We start from the raw sequence: 16436 nt of genomic DNA, 5'->3' as shown, positions 1-16436 counted from the left end.
AACAACCGACGGGGCGCTTCTGGCAAACCGACCGCCGGGAACGTACAAACATGCATCACAGAGTCGATGCAATAACTACAGCATCATACCCATTTGCCCACCAACAGACCACCCATGCATCAAAGCCCCATCTGAACCTGCGTATCCCACCGTTCTGGTCTCAGCGGCCCCGGCACGGGCTAAGTTTCCTGCTCTACAGTCCTGCTCACGACGGAGGCCACATTAAGTGGCCTCCTGTTCGTGCGGAACTCGCGATAAACTTAGCCCGTGCCGGGGCCGCTGAGACCAGACCTGCCAATAAAGGACAGGTTCATTTAAGTAGGTTTTATCTGAGGAAATGCTGCTACGTCTATCTACAGATCTAAATCTGACTACTGAATAGACTGTCTAACTCAATAGCGAGCGGCACTAACCAGCCCTTTTGCTTGCGCCCGGGAGGGACGCATATGAAGTTTATCGCGAGTTCCGCACGCAAAGGAAAGCACTTAATGTGCTTTCCGTCTTGCGCAGGACTGTAGAGCAGGAAACTTCATATGCGACCCTCTCGGGCGCAAGCAAAAGGGCGACCCCTGTCCGGAGTCGCCCTTGTTGAGCTGCTTATGTGTAGCTGTTACTCAGCGTCGTGGTGACGGCGGGGTTTGCGGCCTCCGTTGTCGCCGGGACGGCGCGGACGGTCGCTGCGCTCGGAGCGCTCGCGACGCGGACGCTCACGGCGCTGGAAGTGCTCGCCATCGCCCTCGGAGGAACCCTCAGAGCGAGCCGGGGCCTCGGGCTTGTCGAGACGATCAAGCGAGATCTTGCCGCGATCGTCGACCTCGATGACGACGACCTTGACCTCGTCGCCCACGTTGAGAACGTCCTCGACCTTCTCCACGCGGCCCTTGGCGACGCGGGAGATGTGCAGCAGGCCGTCCTTGCCAGGCAGCAGGTTGACGAAGGCGCCGAAGGGCTGGATGGAGACCACGCGACCGGTGTACTCCTCGCCCGGCTCGGGAACCTTGATGATGAGCTTGATGCGCTCGACGGCCTGGTCGACGGACTCGCCGGTGCCGCCGACAAAGACGGTGCCGTCCTCCTGGATGTCGACCGAAGCGCCGGTCTCGTCCTGGATACCGCGGATGACCTTGCCGCCGGAGCCAATGACGTCGCGAATCTTATCGGTAGGAACCTGGATGGAGACGATGCGCGGAGCGGTGCTGCGTGTGGTGTGGCGCGGCTCGGGAATCACATCGAGCATCTTCTGCAGGATGAAGGCGCGACCCTCCTTGGCCTGCTGCAGGGCGCGGGCCAGGATGTCGAAGGTGAGGCCGGTGGCCTTGTTGTCCATCTGCAGAGCGGTGATGCCCTCGGTGGTACCGGTGACCTTAAAGTCCATGTCGCCCAGGAAGTCCTCGAGACCCTGGATGTCGGACAGGACCACGGTCTTGCCCTCCTCCTGGATCAGACCCATGGCGATACCGGAGACCGGGCGCTTAATGGGCACGCCGCCGTCCATAAGGGCGAGCGTGGAGCCGCAGGTCGAAGCCATCGAAGAGGAGCCGTTGGACTCCATGACCTCGGAGACGACGCGGATGGCGTAGGGGAACTCGTTCTCGTCGGGAAGCACCGGAAGCAGGGCGCGCTCGGCAAGGTTGCCGTGGCCGATCTCGCGGCGCTTGGGGCTGCCCATGCGGCCGGTCTCGCCGGTGCAGAACGGCGGGAAGTTGTAGTGGTGCATGTAGCGCTTGCCCTCGGTGGGCTCGATGGTATCAAGACGCTGGCCCTCGTTGAGCATACCGAGCGAAAGAACCGAGAGCACCTGGGTCTGGCCACGCTGGAACAGGCCGGAGCCGTGAACGAGCGGCAGATAGTTATCCTTCACCATGATGGGACGAATCTCATCGGCGGCACGGCCGTCGACGCGCTCACCAGTCTCGACGACCATGGTGCGCATGGCCTTCTTCTCGAGCTTCTTGAGCGCCACGGGGATTTCGCGCTCCCAAGCGGCCTGCTCCTCCTCGGTAAACTCGGCGCGGATGGACTCCTTCAGAGCCTCGACCTTACCGATACGAGAGAGCTTGTCGGCGTCGCGAAGGGCAGCTGCCATCTCGTCGTAGTGGGCGAAGATGCGCTCCTGGACCTCCTCGACGGGTTGGTCGAGCGGATACTCCTTCTTGACGATGGGGCCGTTGACCTGCTCCCACTCGGCGACAAACTCGTCCTGGGCCTGGCAGAAGGCAGCAAGGGCCTCCTGGCCAAACTTCATGGCGGCGAGCATGTCGTCCTCGGAGATCTCCTCGGCACCGGCCTCGACCATCGAGATGAAGTCGGCGGATCCGCCCAGCTCCAGGTCCAGATCCGAGTTCTCGCGCTCCTCGTAGGTGGGGTTGACGATAAACTCGCCGGTCTCCACGTTACGGCCGATGCGCACGCAGGCAAGCGGGCCCTCGAAGGGAACGCCGCCGAGCGTCATGGCCAGGGAAGCACCCATGACGTTGATGACGTCGAAGGGGTTGACCTGGTCGGCGACGAGCGAGGTAGCGACGATGTGTACCTCGTTGCGGAAGCCGTCCGGGAAGCTCGGGCGAATCGGGCGGTCGATCATGCGCGCGGTGAGCGTGGCCTTCTCGCTGGGACGGCCCTCACGCTTGAGGTAACCACCCGGGATGCGGCCGGCGGCGTACATCTTCTCGTTGAAGTCGACGGTCAGCGGGAAGAAGTCGTAGTTCTTGCGCTCCTTAGAGACGACCACGGTGTCGAGCATCGTGGTGTCGCCCTGCTTGACCAGGCACGCGCCGGTGGCCTGCTTGGCAAGCTCGCCCGACTCAAAGGTGTAGGTCTTGCCGTACAGCTCAAAGGTCTTGGATACGAGTGTCATTGTTCTCCTTTACCCCACAGGCCCCTTGCCTGCGGGCTTCTCATGTGACACGGGCCCCCTGCCCCCGCCACGCTTCAGAGCGTGATTGTTCACGCCCTTACACAAAAAGAGCGCCCCGCTGCGCAGGACGCTCTTAGCATGTACAAATCCTTACTGGATGTTGTCGCGAATGCCCAGAGCCTTGATGAGCTCACGGTACTCGACGATGTCGTTCTTCTTGATGTAGGAGAGAAGACGACGACGACGGCCGACGAGCATGAGCAGGCCACGACGAGTGTGGAAGTCCTTCTGGTGGGACTTCATGTGCTCGGTCAGCTCCTTGATGCGCTCGGACAGGATGGCGACCTGAACCTTGGGGTTGCCGGTGTCGACCGGGGTGTTACCGAACTGGGCAGTCAGCTCCGCCTTGCGCTCTTTGGAAACAGTCATTGTTTCACCTTTCGTTTCTTGTCGCCCTCGGGCGACGCTATTCGCCTCGGACTGGGAAGCCGCCGGTGGAGCGAGCATCCAAGATCGAGGTACCAACAGGTCGGTATGTTACCACAAGCAGCCCGCGCCTGCGCGTCATCACCGACCCAACATGAATTCCATCGCACGGAGGCGCTGATCGGTGTGCGTCGCAGCCCAAACATGCGAAAGCCCCAATAAAAAGGCAGCGGTATGGGGATCGATCCTCTCGGCCATGAGTGCATCGAAGGTCATGGACATGAGGGCGCGCAGCCACGCGACCTCACCGGTCGACACCAGCTCGGCACCCGGAACGCTCGACGCGCACGACCCGCACATGAGCCCGCCCGCCCGGGGCGAAAAATACGACAGCATGGGGTCTCCGCACAGCACGCAGGCCGAAAAATCGGGTCGATAGCCAACGTGCGACAGCAGCTTAAAGACATATGCCGCCACAAGTAGATCCATATGCGCCGTGTCGAGCCCGCTGCCCACCAGGGCAAGCGCTCGCTGCGTTATGGCAAAGGTATACGGGTCCTCGGCGTCCTCGAACGAGCACACGCGCGCAACCTCGGCAATCGCGCTTGCGGCACAGGTCGTCTCGTAATCGGGCGCAGCGCCGAGCGGCGCCTCCATAAGCTCGGCCTGGGAAACCACGTCGAGCGACCGTCCATGCGCGAGCAGCATATCGACGGTGCAGAACAGCTCGCAGCGCGCAGCAAGGCGCCCACCGGGTTTGCGGGCGCCCTTTGCCACGGCGCGAACCTGCCGACCCCGCTCGTCAAGCATCGTCAAGATCAGGTCCGTCTCTTTGAGCTTCGTCTTATCGAGGACGAGCACCTTCGTGCGATATGTCCGGGAGCCTGCCATGCGCGCCGCGCGTCCTTAGTCCTCGGCGTTGTAGCCAAAGCGGCGAATCTGGGCCTCGTCGTCACGCCAGCCGGCCTTGACCTTCACGTCCAGCTCCAAAAAGACCTGCGTGCCAAAGATGCGCTCAAGATCGCGACGGGCGTCGATACCGATATGTTTGATCATCTCGCCGCCCTTGCCGATGATGATGCCCTTTTGCCCCTCGCGCTCGACGTAAATGGTGGCGTGCATGCGCAGCACCTTCTTGGTCTGCTCGAGCGCATCGCAGATCACGCCAACGGAGTGCGGGATCTCATCACGGGTGCGGCGCAAGACCTTCTCGCGCACAAACTCGGCAACGAGCGTCTCGTCGGAAGCGTCGGTACCCATGTCCTCGGGGAACCAACGCGGACCCTCGGGCAAAAAGCGTGCAACGGTCTCGATAAACGCATCGACGTTGAAGTTCTTGACCGACGACGTCACGATCTCATCGTCATATTCCATGAGCTCGTGGGCGGCCTTAAGCTGCTCCATGACCTGTGCGGGGTCGGCCTCATCGGCCTTGGTGAGCACCAGGACCTTCTTGGAACGGGCGTTTTTGACGCGCTCGGCAACCCAGGCGTCTCCCCTGCCGATCGGCTTGGTGGCATCAATCAAAAACGCGACGACATCGACATCGTTCAGTTCGAACAACGCGCTCTTGTTGAGCTCGGACCCCAGGCCGTCCTTGGGCTTGTGGATACCCGGGGTATCGACAAAGACCAGCTGGTAACCGGGACGATTGACGACGGCGCGCATGCGGCGGCGGGTCGTCTGGGCCACCGGCGAGGTGATGGCGACCTTTTTGCCATAGCAGGCGTTGAGCAGCGTGGACTTGCCGGCGTTGGGGCGGCCGACCAGCGCCACGAAGCCGCTGCGGAAACCAGGCTCAACGTCGCCAAAGCCCGCGAGGCTGTCGCCCTCGTCGCACAGGGCGTCGAGTTCCTCGTCGCTCATGCCCTCAAACGGATCGAACTCCTCGACATCCTCATAGGCATCGTTCGCTTCGGCATCCACCGCATCCAGGGACTCGTCGTCCAGAGTTTCATCGATAAGCTGCATATTGTCGGACATGAAAATCCCTTTCTAAATAAAGTCGAGCGCGTGGGCAAATACCAGCAATCCCACAATCGCGGCGGTGATGGAAAGTACGTATACGGAGGCGGCGGCGATATCCTTCGCACGCTTTGCCAGCGGATGGAGCTCCTGGGTCGCCAGGTCGACGATCGCCTCCATGGCGGTGTTGCACAGCTCGCCGTGAATCACCAAGCCACAGCAGATGATAACCGTGGCCCACTCGGCAATGTCGAGCCCCACGATGCAGCCGGCAATGACGGTGCACACGCCCGCCACGAGCATGACCTTAATGTTGCGCTCGGTCTTAACGGCGGTGACGAAGCCCTCCATGGCGTAGGAGAACGACTTTAAGAAGGACGGATGGTCCTTGTTCGATCCGGGAATCATAGACGGCTCCTAGTCGTGGGCGTGGTTGGTGATGGGGCCGATGTGGACCAGCTTGGGGTCCTCGCCGCGCTCGAGCGCCAGATCGCGCAGGATGGCGTCCTCGCGGGCCTCCATGACCTCGGCCTCGTCGTCCTCGATATGGTCATACCCCAGCAGGTGCAGCATGCCATGCACGAGCATCAGGCGGCACTCGTCGGCAGGGCTATTACCAAAGCCGGGGGCCTGACGGGCAATGACCTCCGGGGCCAGGATAATATCGCCGAGCTCGAGCGTCTCGTCGGCGGGAATATCCTCGTCAAAGGCCGAGTCGCACTCAAACGAGAGGACATCGGTGGTACGGTCGATACCGCGCCACTCGTGGTTGAGCTCGTGCATCTCGTCCTCATCGACATACGAAAGGGAAATCTCAACTTCACGCTCAACGCCCTCGGCGGCAAGCACGACCTCGCAGATGTGCTCTACCTCCTGCGCGTCGAGTAGCGTATCGAGCTCGGCATCGTTGCTGATCAATACACTCAACGGGACTCCTTTCGGTCGTGCACGCGCTTATCGCGTACATCATCATAAGCATCGTATGCCTCGACGATACGCCCCACCAAGGCATGGCGCACCACGTCGGCACGCTCGAGGTGAGAAAATGCGACATCGTCGACACGGCCTAAAATCCGCTCAACGTCGGCAAGACCGCCGCGACGACCCACCAGGTCGCGCTGACTCAGGTCGCCGGTAATCACAAACTTGGAGTTAAAACCCAGGCGCGTCAGGAACATCTTCATCTGCTCGGGCGTGGTATTTTGCGCCTCGTCGAGCACCACGAAGGCATCGCTCAGCGTGCGGCCGCGCATGTAGGCAAGCGGGGCGATCTCGATCATGCCGCGCTCCATGAGCTCATCGGTGCGCTCGCGATCCATCATGTCAAAAAGGGCGTCGTAGAGCGGACGCATATAGGGGTCGATCTTTTCCTCGAGGGTACCGGGCAAAAAGCCCAGATTCTCCCCCGCCTCGACAACCGGACGCGTCAAGATCAGACGGCCCACCTCGTGACGCTTGAGCGCGGCAACGGCGAGCGCCATGGCCAGATAGGTCTTACCGGTACCGGCGGGACCAAGGCCAAACGTGATGGTATGCGAGCGGATGGCATCCACGTAGCGCTTTTGGCCGAGCGTCTTGGGGCGAATGGCACGACCGCGATACGAAAGCAGCACATCATCGCGAAGCGACGTAGCCTCGTGCTCACCGTCGCGCAATACGGCCAGGCAGCGAGAGACATCGTCGGCAGACAGTGTGCGTCCGGCGGCCGCTTCGCGAAAAGCATGCTCGAAAAAACGCGCCACGAGCTCGACCTCGTCCGGGTCACCGCTCACGGCGATACTGTCGCCACGGGCGACCACATGGGCGCGAACCAAGCTCTCGAGCGCACGAAGGACGCCGTCACCGGCACCCAAAACGCGCGAAGGGTCAATACCCTCGGGAACGGTAAGTCTAATCTTCGAGGCTTCCATGAACCTCCCTGCGTGCATGGACCAAGCCGGAATCATCGACTCCGATGATAGCAACATCGAGCAGGCACGGGGCTGTGAGTCCACGGGTATCGTCAAGACGGGCATGATGGAACGAACCGAGCGTCAGGTTGTCGCCATATTCGAGCACGGCACGCTCGACGGTTCCCACGCGACGGCGAGCGTCGGCAATGGCAAGCTCCTGCGCCGCGGCTCGCATACGACGGCTACGCTCGGCCATGACCTCGGGCGGCACCTGGTCGGGCATGTCGGCAGCAAGGGTACCGGGACGCTTGCTGTAGCGAAACACGTGCATACGCGAAAAGCCCACACGGCGGCACAGCGCCAGCGACTCCTCAAACTCCTCGTCCGTCTCGCCGGGAAAACCGACGATGACATCACACGAAAGAGACGCCTGGGGCAAGTTGGTGCGAATCATGTGCACCGTCTCCTCGAAGGCCTCGGCGCTGTAGGGACGGCCCATGCGACGCAGTGTCCTGGTGCAGCCAGACTGCACGGGCAGGTGCAAAAACGGGGCGATGCGCTTCGGATAGCGCGCCATGACCTTAAGCAGGGACTCGGAGATATCCATGGGCTCGACCGAGGAAATGCGCACATGCGGAATGGACGTGCGCTCCATGATCGCCTCGAGCAGCTCATCGATCTCGACGTGTTCATCAGTCGCGCTCTTGCCATCGTAGGCACCCAGGTTCACACCGGTCAGCACCACCTCGGGCACACCGGCCTCCTGGGCCTCGCGAACTTGCTCGAGCACGGACTCGACGGGCACGGAGCGCTCGGGACCGCGTGCCTTCCACACGATGCAATAGGTGCAGCGATGGTTGCAGCCGTCCTGAATCTTCACGCCCAGACGCGAGCGACCGAGTGCGTCGACAACCTCGCCGTCGCTGCAGGCGGGAACGTCATCTGACTCAACGCCCAGCACCTCACAGACGCGTTCGGCGACATCGATCTTGGACGGCTCGGCGATCACGCGGTCCGAAAGCTCCAGCAGCTCCTCGGGATGCAGATTGACCACACATCCGGTCACGACCACATAGGGCTCGTTTGGATAGGCCAGCGCATGGCGAACGGCCTTACGGGTCTTGGCCTCGGCCTCGCCCGTAACGGCACAGGTGTTAATGACGATCAGCTCAGCATCCTGAGGCTCCACCATCGCAAAGCCCAGGCGCATTAAATCGGCAGTGATACGGTCGGACTCAACCCGGTTGACACGGCAGCCGAGGTTGACGACAGAGATATGAGGTGCGAGCACGCGGGCTCCTTAATCGAGGATATCGTCGAGGGCGCTCTTGATACGATCGGTCACGGATTTCTTACCGGATGCGACGTCATCGCCCATCTCGTCGGCAAAGGCGCGAAGCAGCTCGCGCTGCTTGTTGGAGAGATTGGTGGGGACGACCACGCGCATCTGCACGATCAGACGACCGCGCGAACCGCCACCGCCGATACGCGGCATGCCGTAATTGTTGACGCTCACGGTGTCACCGTACTGGGCGCCGGCGGGGACGCACAGCTTGACGACCTCGTCAGGCATAATACCCTCGACCTCGATCTCGCATCCGAGCGCAGCCTGCGCAATCGAGATATCGCTCACGAGGTACAGGTCGTCGCCGTTGCGCTTAAAACGCTCGTGGTCGGCGACGCGCACGTTGACGATCAGGTCGCCCGAGGGCTCGCCACGAAGACCGGCCTCGCCAAAGCCGCTCACGCGCAGCTGGCGACCGGTCGAAACGCCGGCGGGAATATCGATGTCGATCTTTTCGTGCGAAGGCGTGCGGCCCTGACCGTCGCAGGTCTCGCAGGGATGGTCGATAACCGTGCCCTCGCCATGGCAGTCGGGACAGGGCGAAGAAGACTGAACCTGGCCCAGGAACGAACGCTGGACCGTCGTGACATAGCCCGTGCCGTGGCAGCGGCTGCACTGCTTTTCCCGTGCACCCTCGGCCCTGCCGGTGCCGTTGCAATCCTCGCAGGGGGCAAGGCGGTCATAGCTGATCGTCTTTTTGCAACCGAGCGCCGCCTCCTCAAGGGTCACCGAAAGGGAGATGGCCATATCGCGGCCGCGACGACGCTCACGGCGATTTCGGGCGCCACCGCCGGCACCGCCGCCAAAGAACGACGAGAACAGGTCGTCCATGCCCATGCCACCAAAGATATCGTTGATATCGACGTACCCCGAACCACCAGGGCCGTCCGCGGTGCCGTAACGGTCGTAGTTAGCACGCTTCTGCTCGTCGGAAAGAACGGAATACGCCTCGTTAAGCTCTTTGAACTTGGCCTCGGCCTCGGGGTCGTCCGAAACGTCCGGGTGTACGGTACGGGCCTTCTTTAGAAACGCGCGCTTAATCGTCCGCGCGTCGGCATCCTTGTCGACGCCAAGTACCTCGTAGTAATCCCTATTTTCCGACACGACCGAATCCTTCCGACTTTCATTTTTGTCACAGTGCGTCCTATACCCAAGCTGGGCCGGCCGCAAACAGAGGGCTAGATGTTATTGCATTGCGTAGGGCGAAAGCATGGCACGTTGCGAGCAACTCGCAAACCAAACCGACACGAGCGCAAACATAAATCCGTTGGCAAAACCGTTGGCAAACTGCATCGCGCCGCGCTTCCACCACAGCAGGCTGCGGTGCAGCACGCCGTCCGAGACCACCATAAACAGGCCCATGGCAAACGGAATAAAGCACATTATGGCAAAGGCCGAGAACACGCCCGAGATGGCCGACAGCACCAAAAACGGCGCCACGATGCCCATCAGGTAAAAACCTGTACGGGCCTTGCCTTCCAGGCGCTCGGCCTCGACATGGGCGCGGCCGACCAGATCGCCACCCGAGGCACCGTTGGTGCCGGCGTGACCCATGCCACTAATGCGAACCTCGTCACCATCGTGCGTGCCGGCGGGAAACTCAATCGTCTGCTCGGAGGTCACACGGACACGGCCGCTGCCGCCGCAATCGGGGCAGGGGTCGGCGACGACCTTACCGGAACCGCCGCACTCGGGGCAGACAGACTGAAACGTGCCGGCACCGAACAGGAAGGACAGGTCGACGTCGATGTGGCCGCGACCGCCGCAGCTCGGACAGGTATGTGCATGCTCGGACGAAACAGATCCCGAGCCTCCGCAGTGACCACAGGTATCGAAGCGCGTATAGCGGACGGTCTTGCGGGCACCGCCCTTGGCCTCCTTGGCGTCGAGCTTGATATCGACGACCACGTTGGCGCCACTCTCGGGGTTGTAGGCCGCCTGGCCGCGACGGGGCTGGCCCCAGGCGCCACCAAAGGGAAAGCCGCCCTCAAAGGGATTACCATAGCCTGCGCTGCCGGCGTAGCCGCCGCCATAGGGCGAAGCCGTGGGAGCGCCGGCGAAGGGATTACCCGAACGCATGGCGTCATAGCGCGCACGCTTCTGCTCATCCGAAAGCACAGCGTAGGCCTCGGAAACCTCTTTGAACTTTTCCTCGGCATCCGGCTCTTTGTTGACGTCAGGATGGAGCTTACGTGCCTTTTGCTGGAAGGCCTTCTGTATATCACGCGAGGTGGCGTCCTTGGAGACACCCAAAATCTCGTAGTAATCTTTTTCGTTCATCGTCGCCATGCGCGGCAACCTCCTGCTCACAGCAGCGTATATATTGCGGTAATTCTACCCGAGCGGCCTAAGCTAGACCCCAAAACAGCTCGAACAGCACATTTCCATCGAGCCAGCCCAAGTGGGTGGGCGCTAAGCGGGCACGGACGCGACCTGCGATAACGTCTTTTAAGGTGACGCTCCCAGCATGTCCTTCAACATGATCGGGCACCCAGGTGGCAAGGCCCAACTCGAGAGCACGGTCACAGGCCGCCGCCAACTCATCTGCAGCGATCACGCTTGCCGAGCGAACCAACAGGTCGGGCCCAATGCCACGCGTCATGCGGCAGGCGAGCATCAGATCCTCGGCCGCAGCCTCGCGCTGCGACAGATACTCGGCATCAAACGCCGTCGCATCATCGTCACGTTGCACCAAGCGCACGCGATACGCATCGCCGCGAGCAGGCACGTCGGGAAACAGCCCGGCCAAGCGATCGAAATCCTCGGCATCGAGCATACCGGCGGCAGAGCGGCCCAAGCCCAGATAGCCCTGTCCGGTCCAATAGGCAATGTTGTGGGCGCACTCATGGCCGTCGAGCGCGTAGCTTGCCACCTCATACGGGTGATAGCCGGCCGCACCCAGGCACTCACGCGCCGCATCCATGCACGCAGCCTGAAAATCCTCGTCGGGCTCAAGCGACTCGTCGTGACACGCCATGCGGTAAAGCGGCGTGCCCTCCTCGAGCGTGAGCGGGTAAACCGACACGTGATGCGGCGCCGCCGCCAACACGCCATCGAGCGTGCGCTGCCAGCTTACGGCGGTCTGCCCGGGAAGTCCGCACATCAGGTCGCAGGACACATCGAGCCCAGCGTCCCTCACCGCGGCGATGGCTGCAAGGGCGCGGTGCGAATCGTGGATGCGGCCAATCGCGGCAAGCTCGGCGTTGTCGAGGGTCTGAACTCCCAGAGAAATGCGCGTGACGCCCACCCCGGCAAGCGCCGCAGCAAGCTGCGAAGTCAACGACTCAGGATTGGCTTCGCAGGTAAACTCAACTGGCTTGCAGCACGCAGAGATACGCCGGGCGAGTTCTACCAGGCGCTCCCCCGCCAGCGACGGCGTGCCGCCGCCAACATAGACGGTACGGATCTGCGCAAGCGCCCCGACGTCTCCAAAGGCATCAAGGCGCGCATACAACTGCTCAAAATAGGCATCGAGCGCAGCGCTCAGGTCGCACGGAGCAAAACTGCGCGAGTCAAAGTCGCAGTACCGGCACTTTTGGGCGCAAAACGGAACATGCACGTACAGCGCGGTAACGGCCACCGTTAGGCCTCCAGCGGATGAGCGGGCACCGACTCGCCGGCGGCAAGTGCGGCCTCGCAGGCCACCACATCGCGCTCGATATCATCGACCAATGCCATGAACTCCTCGTATGTGGAGCAACGCACCACTTGGGCGCGCCAGGCCGCAGCATGAGGCATCCCCTTTAGATACCAGCTTGCGTACGTACGGGCACGCGACATGAGCGGCAACAGCTCGTGCGTGAGCGTCAGGTGCTCGCGCAGGGCATCCAGGCGCTCGACCGAGCTACGTACCGGTACCGGCGTGCCATCGAGCGCAAGGGCGCGGGCATCGCCGAACACCCAGGGATTGCCATAGATACCGCGCGCGATGAACACGGCGCTGGCGCCGGAGTTGCGCAGATGCTCCGCGGCATCCTCGGCGCAGAACACGTCGCCCGAACCGATAACAGGAATCTCGACGGCGTCGGCCACCTCATCGACGACCGACCAATCGGCCTGGCCCGTATAGAGCTGCGTGGCACAGCGACCATGTACCGCCACCGCAGCGGCCCCTGCCCCCTCGAGCATCTGGGCAAACGTCGCGGCATTGCGGTCTTCGGCGTAAAAGCCCTTGCGGATTTTTACGGTCACGGGCACGTGCGCCGCGCCCACCGCTGCCTCAACGATCTTCTCTGCCAGATCGGGCGTGCGCATAAGCGCCGAGCCCTCGCCCTTGGTGACGACCTTGCGAGCCGGGCAGGCCATGTTGATATCAATGAGCGACAGGCGATCGCCCACACGCTCCTCGACGGCAGCGACAGCACCCGCAAACTGATCGGGCTTGGAACCAAAGAGCTGCACGCAGATCTGCTGCTCCTCGTCGGCCGGCAACACCAGGCGCCACGTCTTGTTGCTGGCATAGGCAAGGCCCGCAACGCTCACCATCTCGCTGTAGGCAAGGTTGGCACCGCGGCGGCGACACATGATGCGATAGGCGGGGTCGGTTACGCCCGCCATGGGAGCCATAAGGAACGGCTGCTCGGCATAGGCGCCCAGCAGCCGCTTGCTGTATTCAGAAAGCGCCATGGGACCTACTCGTCCACCTTGAGGATCGCCATAAAGGCCTCCTGCGGGACCTCGACCGAACCGATGGCCTTCATGCGCTTCTTACCCTCTTTCTGCTTCTCGAGCAGCTTGCGCTTACGCGAGATATCGCCGCCGTAGCACTTGGCAAGCACGTCCTTGCGGCGTGCCTTAACGGTGGAGCGGGCGATGATCTTGTTGCCGATGGCGCCCTGAATAGGTACCTCGAACAGCTGACGCGGAATAATTTCCTTGAGCTTGTCGCACAGACCGCGGGCCAGGCCATAGGCCTTGTCCTTGTGCACGATAAACGAAAGCGCGTCCACCTCGTCGCCCGAAAGCAGGATATCGAGCTTGACGAGCTCGGAGGGGCGATATTCGTTGAACTCGTAGTCGAGCGAGGCATAGCCCTTGGTACGGCTCTTGAGCTGGTCAAAGAAGTCCAAGATAAGCTCGGCGAGCGGCATGTCGAAGCGCATCTCGACCGATTTGCTCGTCAGGTGGATCATATCGGTCGTAACGCCGCGGTGCTCGATAGCGAGCTGCATGACGGCACCCGTATACTCGGGCGGGCAGATAATCTTGGCTTTAAGGTAGGGCTCCTCGATGCGCTCGATGCGCGTAGCCTCGGGCAGATCCTGTGGGCTGCGGACATCAATCATCTCACCGTCAGTCTTGTAGACGTGATAGTCCACCGAAGGGCTCGTGGCAATGAGGTCCAGGTTGAACTCGCGCTCCAGGCGCTCCTTGACGACCTCCATGTGCAGCAGGCCCAAGAAGCCCACGCGGAAACCAAAGCCGAGCGCCACCGAGGTCTCGGGCTCCCACACCAACGACGGGTCGTTGACATGCAGCTTATCGAGAGCGTCGCGCAGATTCTCGTAATCCTTGTTGTCGATCGGGAACAAACCCGTGTAGACCATGGGCTTAGCCTCGCGGTAACCGGGAAGCGGCTCGGGGCAGGGATTCGACGCCCACGTGAGGGTATCGCCCACGTGCACGGCCTCGGGATCCTTCAGACCCGTGACCACGTAGCCCACCTCGCCGACCGTCAGTGCGTCGACCGGCGTCTCGGCGGGACGCTTGACGCCCACGCCGTCGACCAAGAAGTCGCCCTCGGCCTGCATCATGCGCAGGGTATCGCCCTTCTTGATGGAGCCGTCGAAGACGCGGACCGTGGCAACGACGCCGCGGTACTCATCGAAGTAAGAATCCAGGATAAGTGCCTTGAGCGGAGCGTTCGCATCGCCCTTTGGCGGTGAGATCAAAAAGACGATGGACTCCAGCAGGTCGTGAATGCCCTCGCCGGTCTTGCCCGATACGCATACGGCATCGTCGGCAGGAATCGCCAGGTCATCCTCGATCTCGGTCTTAACCTCGTCGGGGTGTGCCGACGGCAGGTCGATCTTGTTAATGGCGGGCACGATATCCAGGTTGGCGTTCATGGCGAGCGTCGCGTTGGAGACGGTCTGTGCCTCGACGCCCTGCGTGGCGTCGACGACGAGCACCGCACCCTCGCAGGCGGCCAGCGAACGCGAGACCTCGTAGGTAAAGTCAACGTGGCCCGGCGTATCGATCAGGTTGAACTGATACGTCTCACCATCGTCGGCGTCATAGGAAACGCGAACGGCATTGGACTTGATCGTGATGCCGCGCTCGCGCTCGATATCCATGGTGTCGAGCAGCTGCGACTCCATGTCGCGCTCGTCAACGGTATGGGTGAGCTCGAGGATGCGGTCACTGATCGTGGACTTGCCATGGTCGATGTGCGCAACGATCGAGAAGTTGCGGATGTGGGAAATGTCAATTGAAGTATTCATGCGGACTATCTTACCCGAGCGGTACAAAAAATGGAGCCTGTTCCATAAAACAGGCTCCATTTATGCGCGTAATCTGTGTGGTGTGAAATTTACAACTTAGGCGTTGATGCTGTTCACGAGCTTGGCAAGACCGGACTTGCGGTTGGAAGCCTGGTTCTTGTGGATAACATGCTTGGCGGCAGCCATGTCGAGACGCTTGGTGACGGTCTTGAGGGCAGCCTGGGCCTTCTCGGCGTCGCCCTCGGCGACGGCGGACTGGACGTGCTTGGTCAGCGTCTTGAGCTCGGACTTGACAGCCTTGTTACGCATGCGAGCTGCCTCATTGGTGCGGATACGCTTCTTCTGAGACTTGATGTTTGCCACTTCTGGAGTTCCTTTCGAGTTCCTTGCAAAAAATGTATGACACCTCTGAGACACGGTGAGGTCATGCAAGCGCCTACTATAGCACGCTCCCCCTCAAAGGGATAGAACGAATTTGTCAAATAGGCAGGTATCATCACGATTTTCTCAAGATGTTCGTAATCCAGAGCAAAAGCGCGGTCTCCGAATCAGCCGAACCCTTGAGCGCGAGCTCCACATCGACGGCACCCTCGAGCGCCGCAACGAGCTCCGCCATCGAAAAACGGCGTGCCCAGGTCAGATGATTTTTGACCTGCCAGGACTGGAGCTTGAGCGTTGCAGCCAGCTCACGACCTTGTCCGCGCGCATCGAGCGCCTTGGCAACGATTAGCTCGCGGATGCGGCCGCACAGCAATGTGTAAGTCCACACGTAGCTCTTGGCGGGCAGTAGATTGAAGAGCTCAAGCGAGCGGCGCATGTCACGGGCCGAGACCGCATTGAGAAAGTCCCAAGGCTGGACTTCGGCCGTGCGCACGATCCAGCGTTCCACATCGGCAAGCTCAATTTGCGGCGCCTCGACCATCTGGGCAAGCTTGGCCAAGTCGTTATCGAGCATGCGAGTGTTCTCACCCGAGCGCGAAACGAGCTCCTCGGCGGCCGCCGTCGAGATGGACTTTCCGTGCTGCGTCGCCATCTGCTGCACGCGGCGCGGGAGCTCCCAGCGTTTGGTGCCCGAACAGTCGATCACGGCCTTCTTGTCAATCTTGGCGATTGCCTTATACAGGCGCGTATTCTTGGCAAGTGAGTCGGCAATAATGAGACAGACCGTCGTGGGGCTGGGACTCGCCAGATACTCGACAAGCGGCTCAGAAATCGCTTTGGCGAGTTTTGAGCAGCCGTCAAGGATTACCAGGCGAAACTCGCTGCCCATGGGAAAGGTGTTAAGCGATCCGATAATCGACTCGATATCGGGGTCTTTGGTCATATCGCGCTCGTCGAGGTTGAACTCGATCATGCCCGTCTTTTCCAGACGCGCCTTCATACGCGAGACGGCGTGGTCGCGTTTGACTCCGTCGGTACCGACGATCAGATATGCCGGCAACAGACCGGTTTCGGACATCGCGCTCCCCTCCCGCAGGATCTCGAGTTCGTACCGTGCCATTCTAGCC

15 protein-coding genes are annotated in these 16436 nt (G+C 61.5%); all 15 read right to left on the bottom strand.

Going from position 1 to position 16436, the window contains the following annotated elements; genetic code table 11:
• Nucleotides 1-610 precede the first annotated feature (610 nt).
• The 15 genes from DW823_RS02025 to holA all read right to left on the bottom strand — a co-directional run bounded on the left by DW823_RS02025 (nt 611) and on the right by holA (nt 16387).
• Nucleotides 611-2857, bottom strand: coding sequence for a polyribonucleotide nucleotidyltransferase (locus DW823_RS02025; RefSeq protein ID WP_055250075.1), 2247 nt, complete (start codon nt 2855-2857; stop codon nt 611-613).
• Nucleotides 2858-3007: 150 nt separating this feature from the next.
• Nucleotides 3008-3286 (bottom strand): 30S ribosomal protein S15, encoded by a 279-nt coding sequence (rpsO, locus tag DW823_RS02020; RefSeq protein WP_035138510.1) that lies wholly within the window; start codon nt 3284-3286, stop codon nt 3008-3010.
• Between the two features lie 138 nt (nt 3287-3424).
• Nucleotides 3425-4174, bottom strand: coding sequence for a DNA repair protein RecO (gene recO, locus DW823_RS02015; RefSeq protein ID WP_055250073.1), 750 nt, complete (start codon nt 4172-4174; stop codon nt 3425-3427).
• Between the two features lie 15 nt (nt 4175-4189).
• Complete coding sequence (era, locus tag DW823_RS02010; protein WP_172674579.1) at nt 4190-5266, bottom strand: GTPase Era; 1077 nt, start codon at nt 5264-5266, stop codon at nt 4190-4192.
• Between the two features lie 12 nt (nt 5267-5278).
• Nucleotides 5279-5656 (bottom strand): diacylglycerol kinase family protein, encoded by a 378-nt coding sequence (locus tag DW823_RS02005; RefSeq protein ID WP_022094706.1) that lies wholly within the window; start codon nt 5654-5656, stop codon nt 5279-5281.
• A gap of 9 nt (nt 5657-5665) precedes the next feature.
• The gene (gene ybeY / locus DW823_RS02000; protein ID WP_055250071.1) at nt 5666-6175 is read right to left on the bottom strand and encodes an rRNA maturation RNase YbeY; all 510 of its coding nucleotides are present in this window, start codon (nt 6173-6175) and stop codon (nt 5666-5668) included.
• Complete coding sequence (locus DW823_RS01995) at nt 6172-7158, bottom strand: PhoH family protein (RefSeq protein WP_055250069.1); 987 nt, start codon at nt 7156-7158, stop codon at nt 6172-6174. The genes ybeY and DW823_RS01995 overlap by 4 nt, the downstream gene beginning before the upstream one ends.
• Nucleotides 7139-8431: a MiaB/RimO family radical SAM methylthiotransferase gene (locus DW823_RS01990; RefSeq protein WP_055250067.1), complete on the bottom strand. Its 1293-nt coding sequence runs from the start codon at nt 8429-8431 to the stop codon at nt 7139-7141. Before DW823_RS01990 ends, DW823_RS01995 begins: the two co-directional genes overlap by 20 nt.
• Before the next feature lie 9 nt (nt 8432-8440).
• Nucleotides 8441-9589: a molecular chaperone DnaJ gene (gene dnaJ, locus DW823_RS01985; RefSeq protein WP_118079870.1), complete on the bottom strand. Its 1149-nt coding sequence runs from the start codon at nt 9587-9589 to the stop codon at nt 8441-8443.
• An 81-nt stretch (nt 9590-9670) separates the two neighbouring features.
• A complete protein-coding gene (locus tag DW823_RS01980; RefSeq protein ID WP_172674578.1) occupies nt 9671-10774 on the bottom strand; it encodes a DnaJ domain-containing protein in 1104 nt (367 codons plus the stop codon).
• Nucleotides 10775-10832: 58 nt separating this feature from the next.
• Complete coding sequence (locus DW823_RS01975; protein ID WP_055250063.1) at nt 10833-12065, bottom strand: coproporphyrinogen-III oxidase family protein; 1233 nt, start codon at nt 12063-12065, stop codon at nt 10833-10835.
• A 2-nt stretch (nt 12066-12067) separates the two neighbouring features.
• Entirely contained in the window at nt 12068-13111 is a 1044-nt protein-coding gene (gene dusB, locus DW823_RS01970) for a tRNA dihydrouridine synthase DusB (protein WP_118079867.1), read from the bottom strand.
• Nucleotides 13112-13116: 5 nt separating this feature from the next.
• A complete protein-coding gene (gene lepA / locus DW823_RS01965; RefSeq protein ID WP_118079864.1) occupies nt 13117-14928 on the bottom strand; it encodes a translation elongation factor 4 in 1812 nt (603 codons plus the stop codon).
• Nucleotides 14929-15024: 96 nt separating this feature from the next.
• Nucleotides 15025-15291 carry a 30S ribosomal protein S20 gene (gene rpsT / locus DW823_RS01960; RefSeq protein WP_022094714.1) on the bottom strand — a complete coding sequence of 89 codons (267 nt, stop codon included), beginning with the start codon at nt 15289-15291 and terminating at the stop codon, nt 15025-15027.
• Nucleotides 15292-15424: 133 nt separating this feature from the next.
• Nucleotides 15425-16387: a DNA polymerase III subunit delta gene (gene holA, locus DW823_RS01955; protein WP_118079862.1), complete on the bottom strand. Its 963-nt coding sequence runs from the start codon at nt 16385-16387 to the stop codon at nt 15425-15427.
• Nucleotides 16388-16436: the final 49 nt, after the last annotated feature.

This window comes from Collinsella sp. AM34-10, assembly GCF_003469185.1.
Lineage (GTDB): Bacteria > Actinomycetota > Coriobacteriia > Coriobacteriales > Coriobacteriaceae > Collinsella.
Note: the sequence above shows the minus strand (reverse complement) of the source record. Positions and strands in the feature narration are given on the sequence as shown.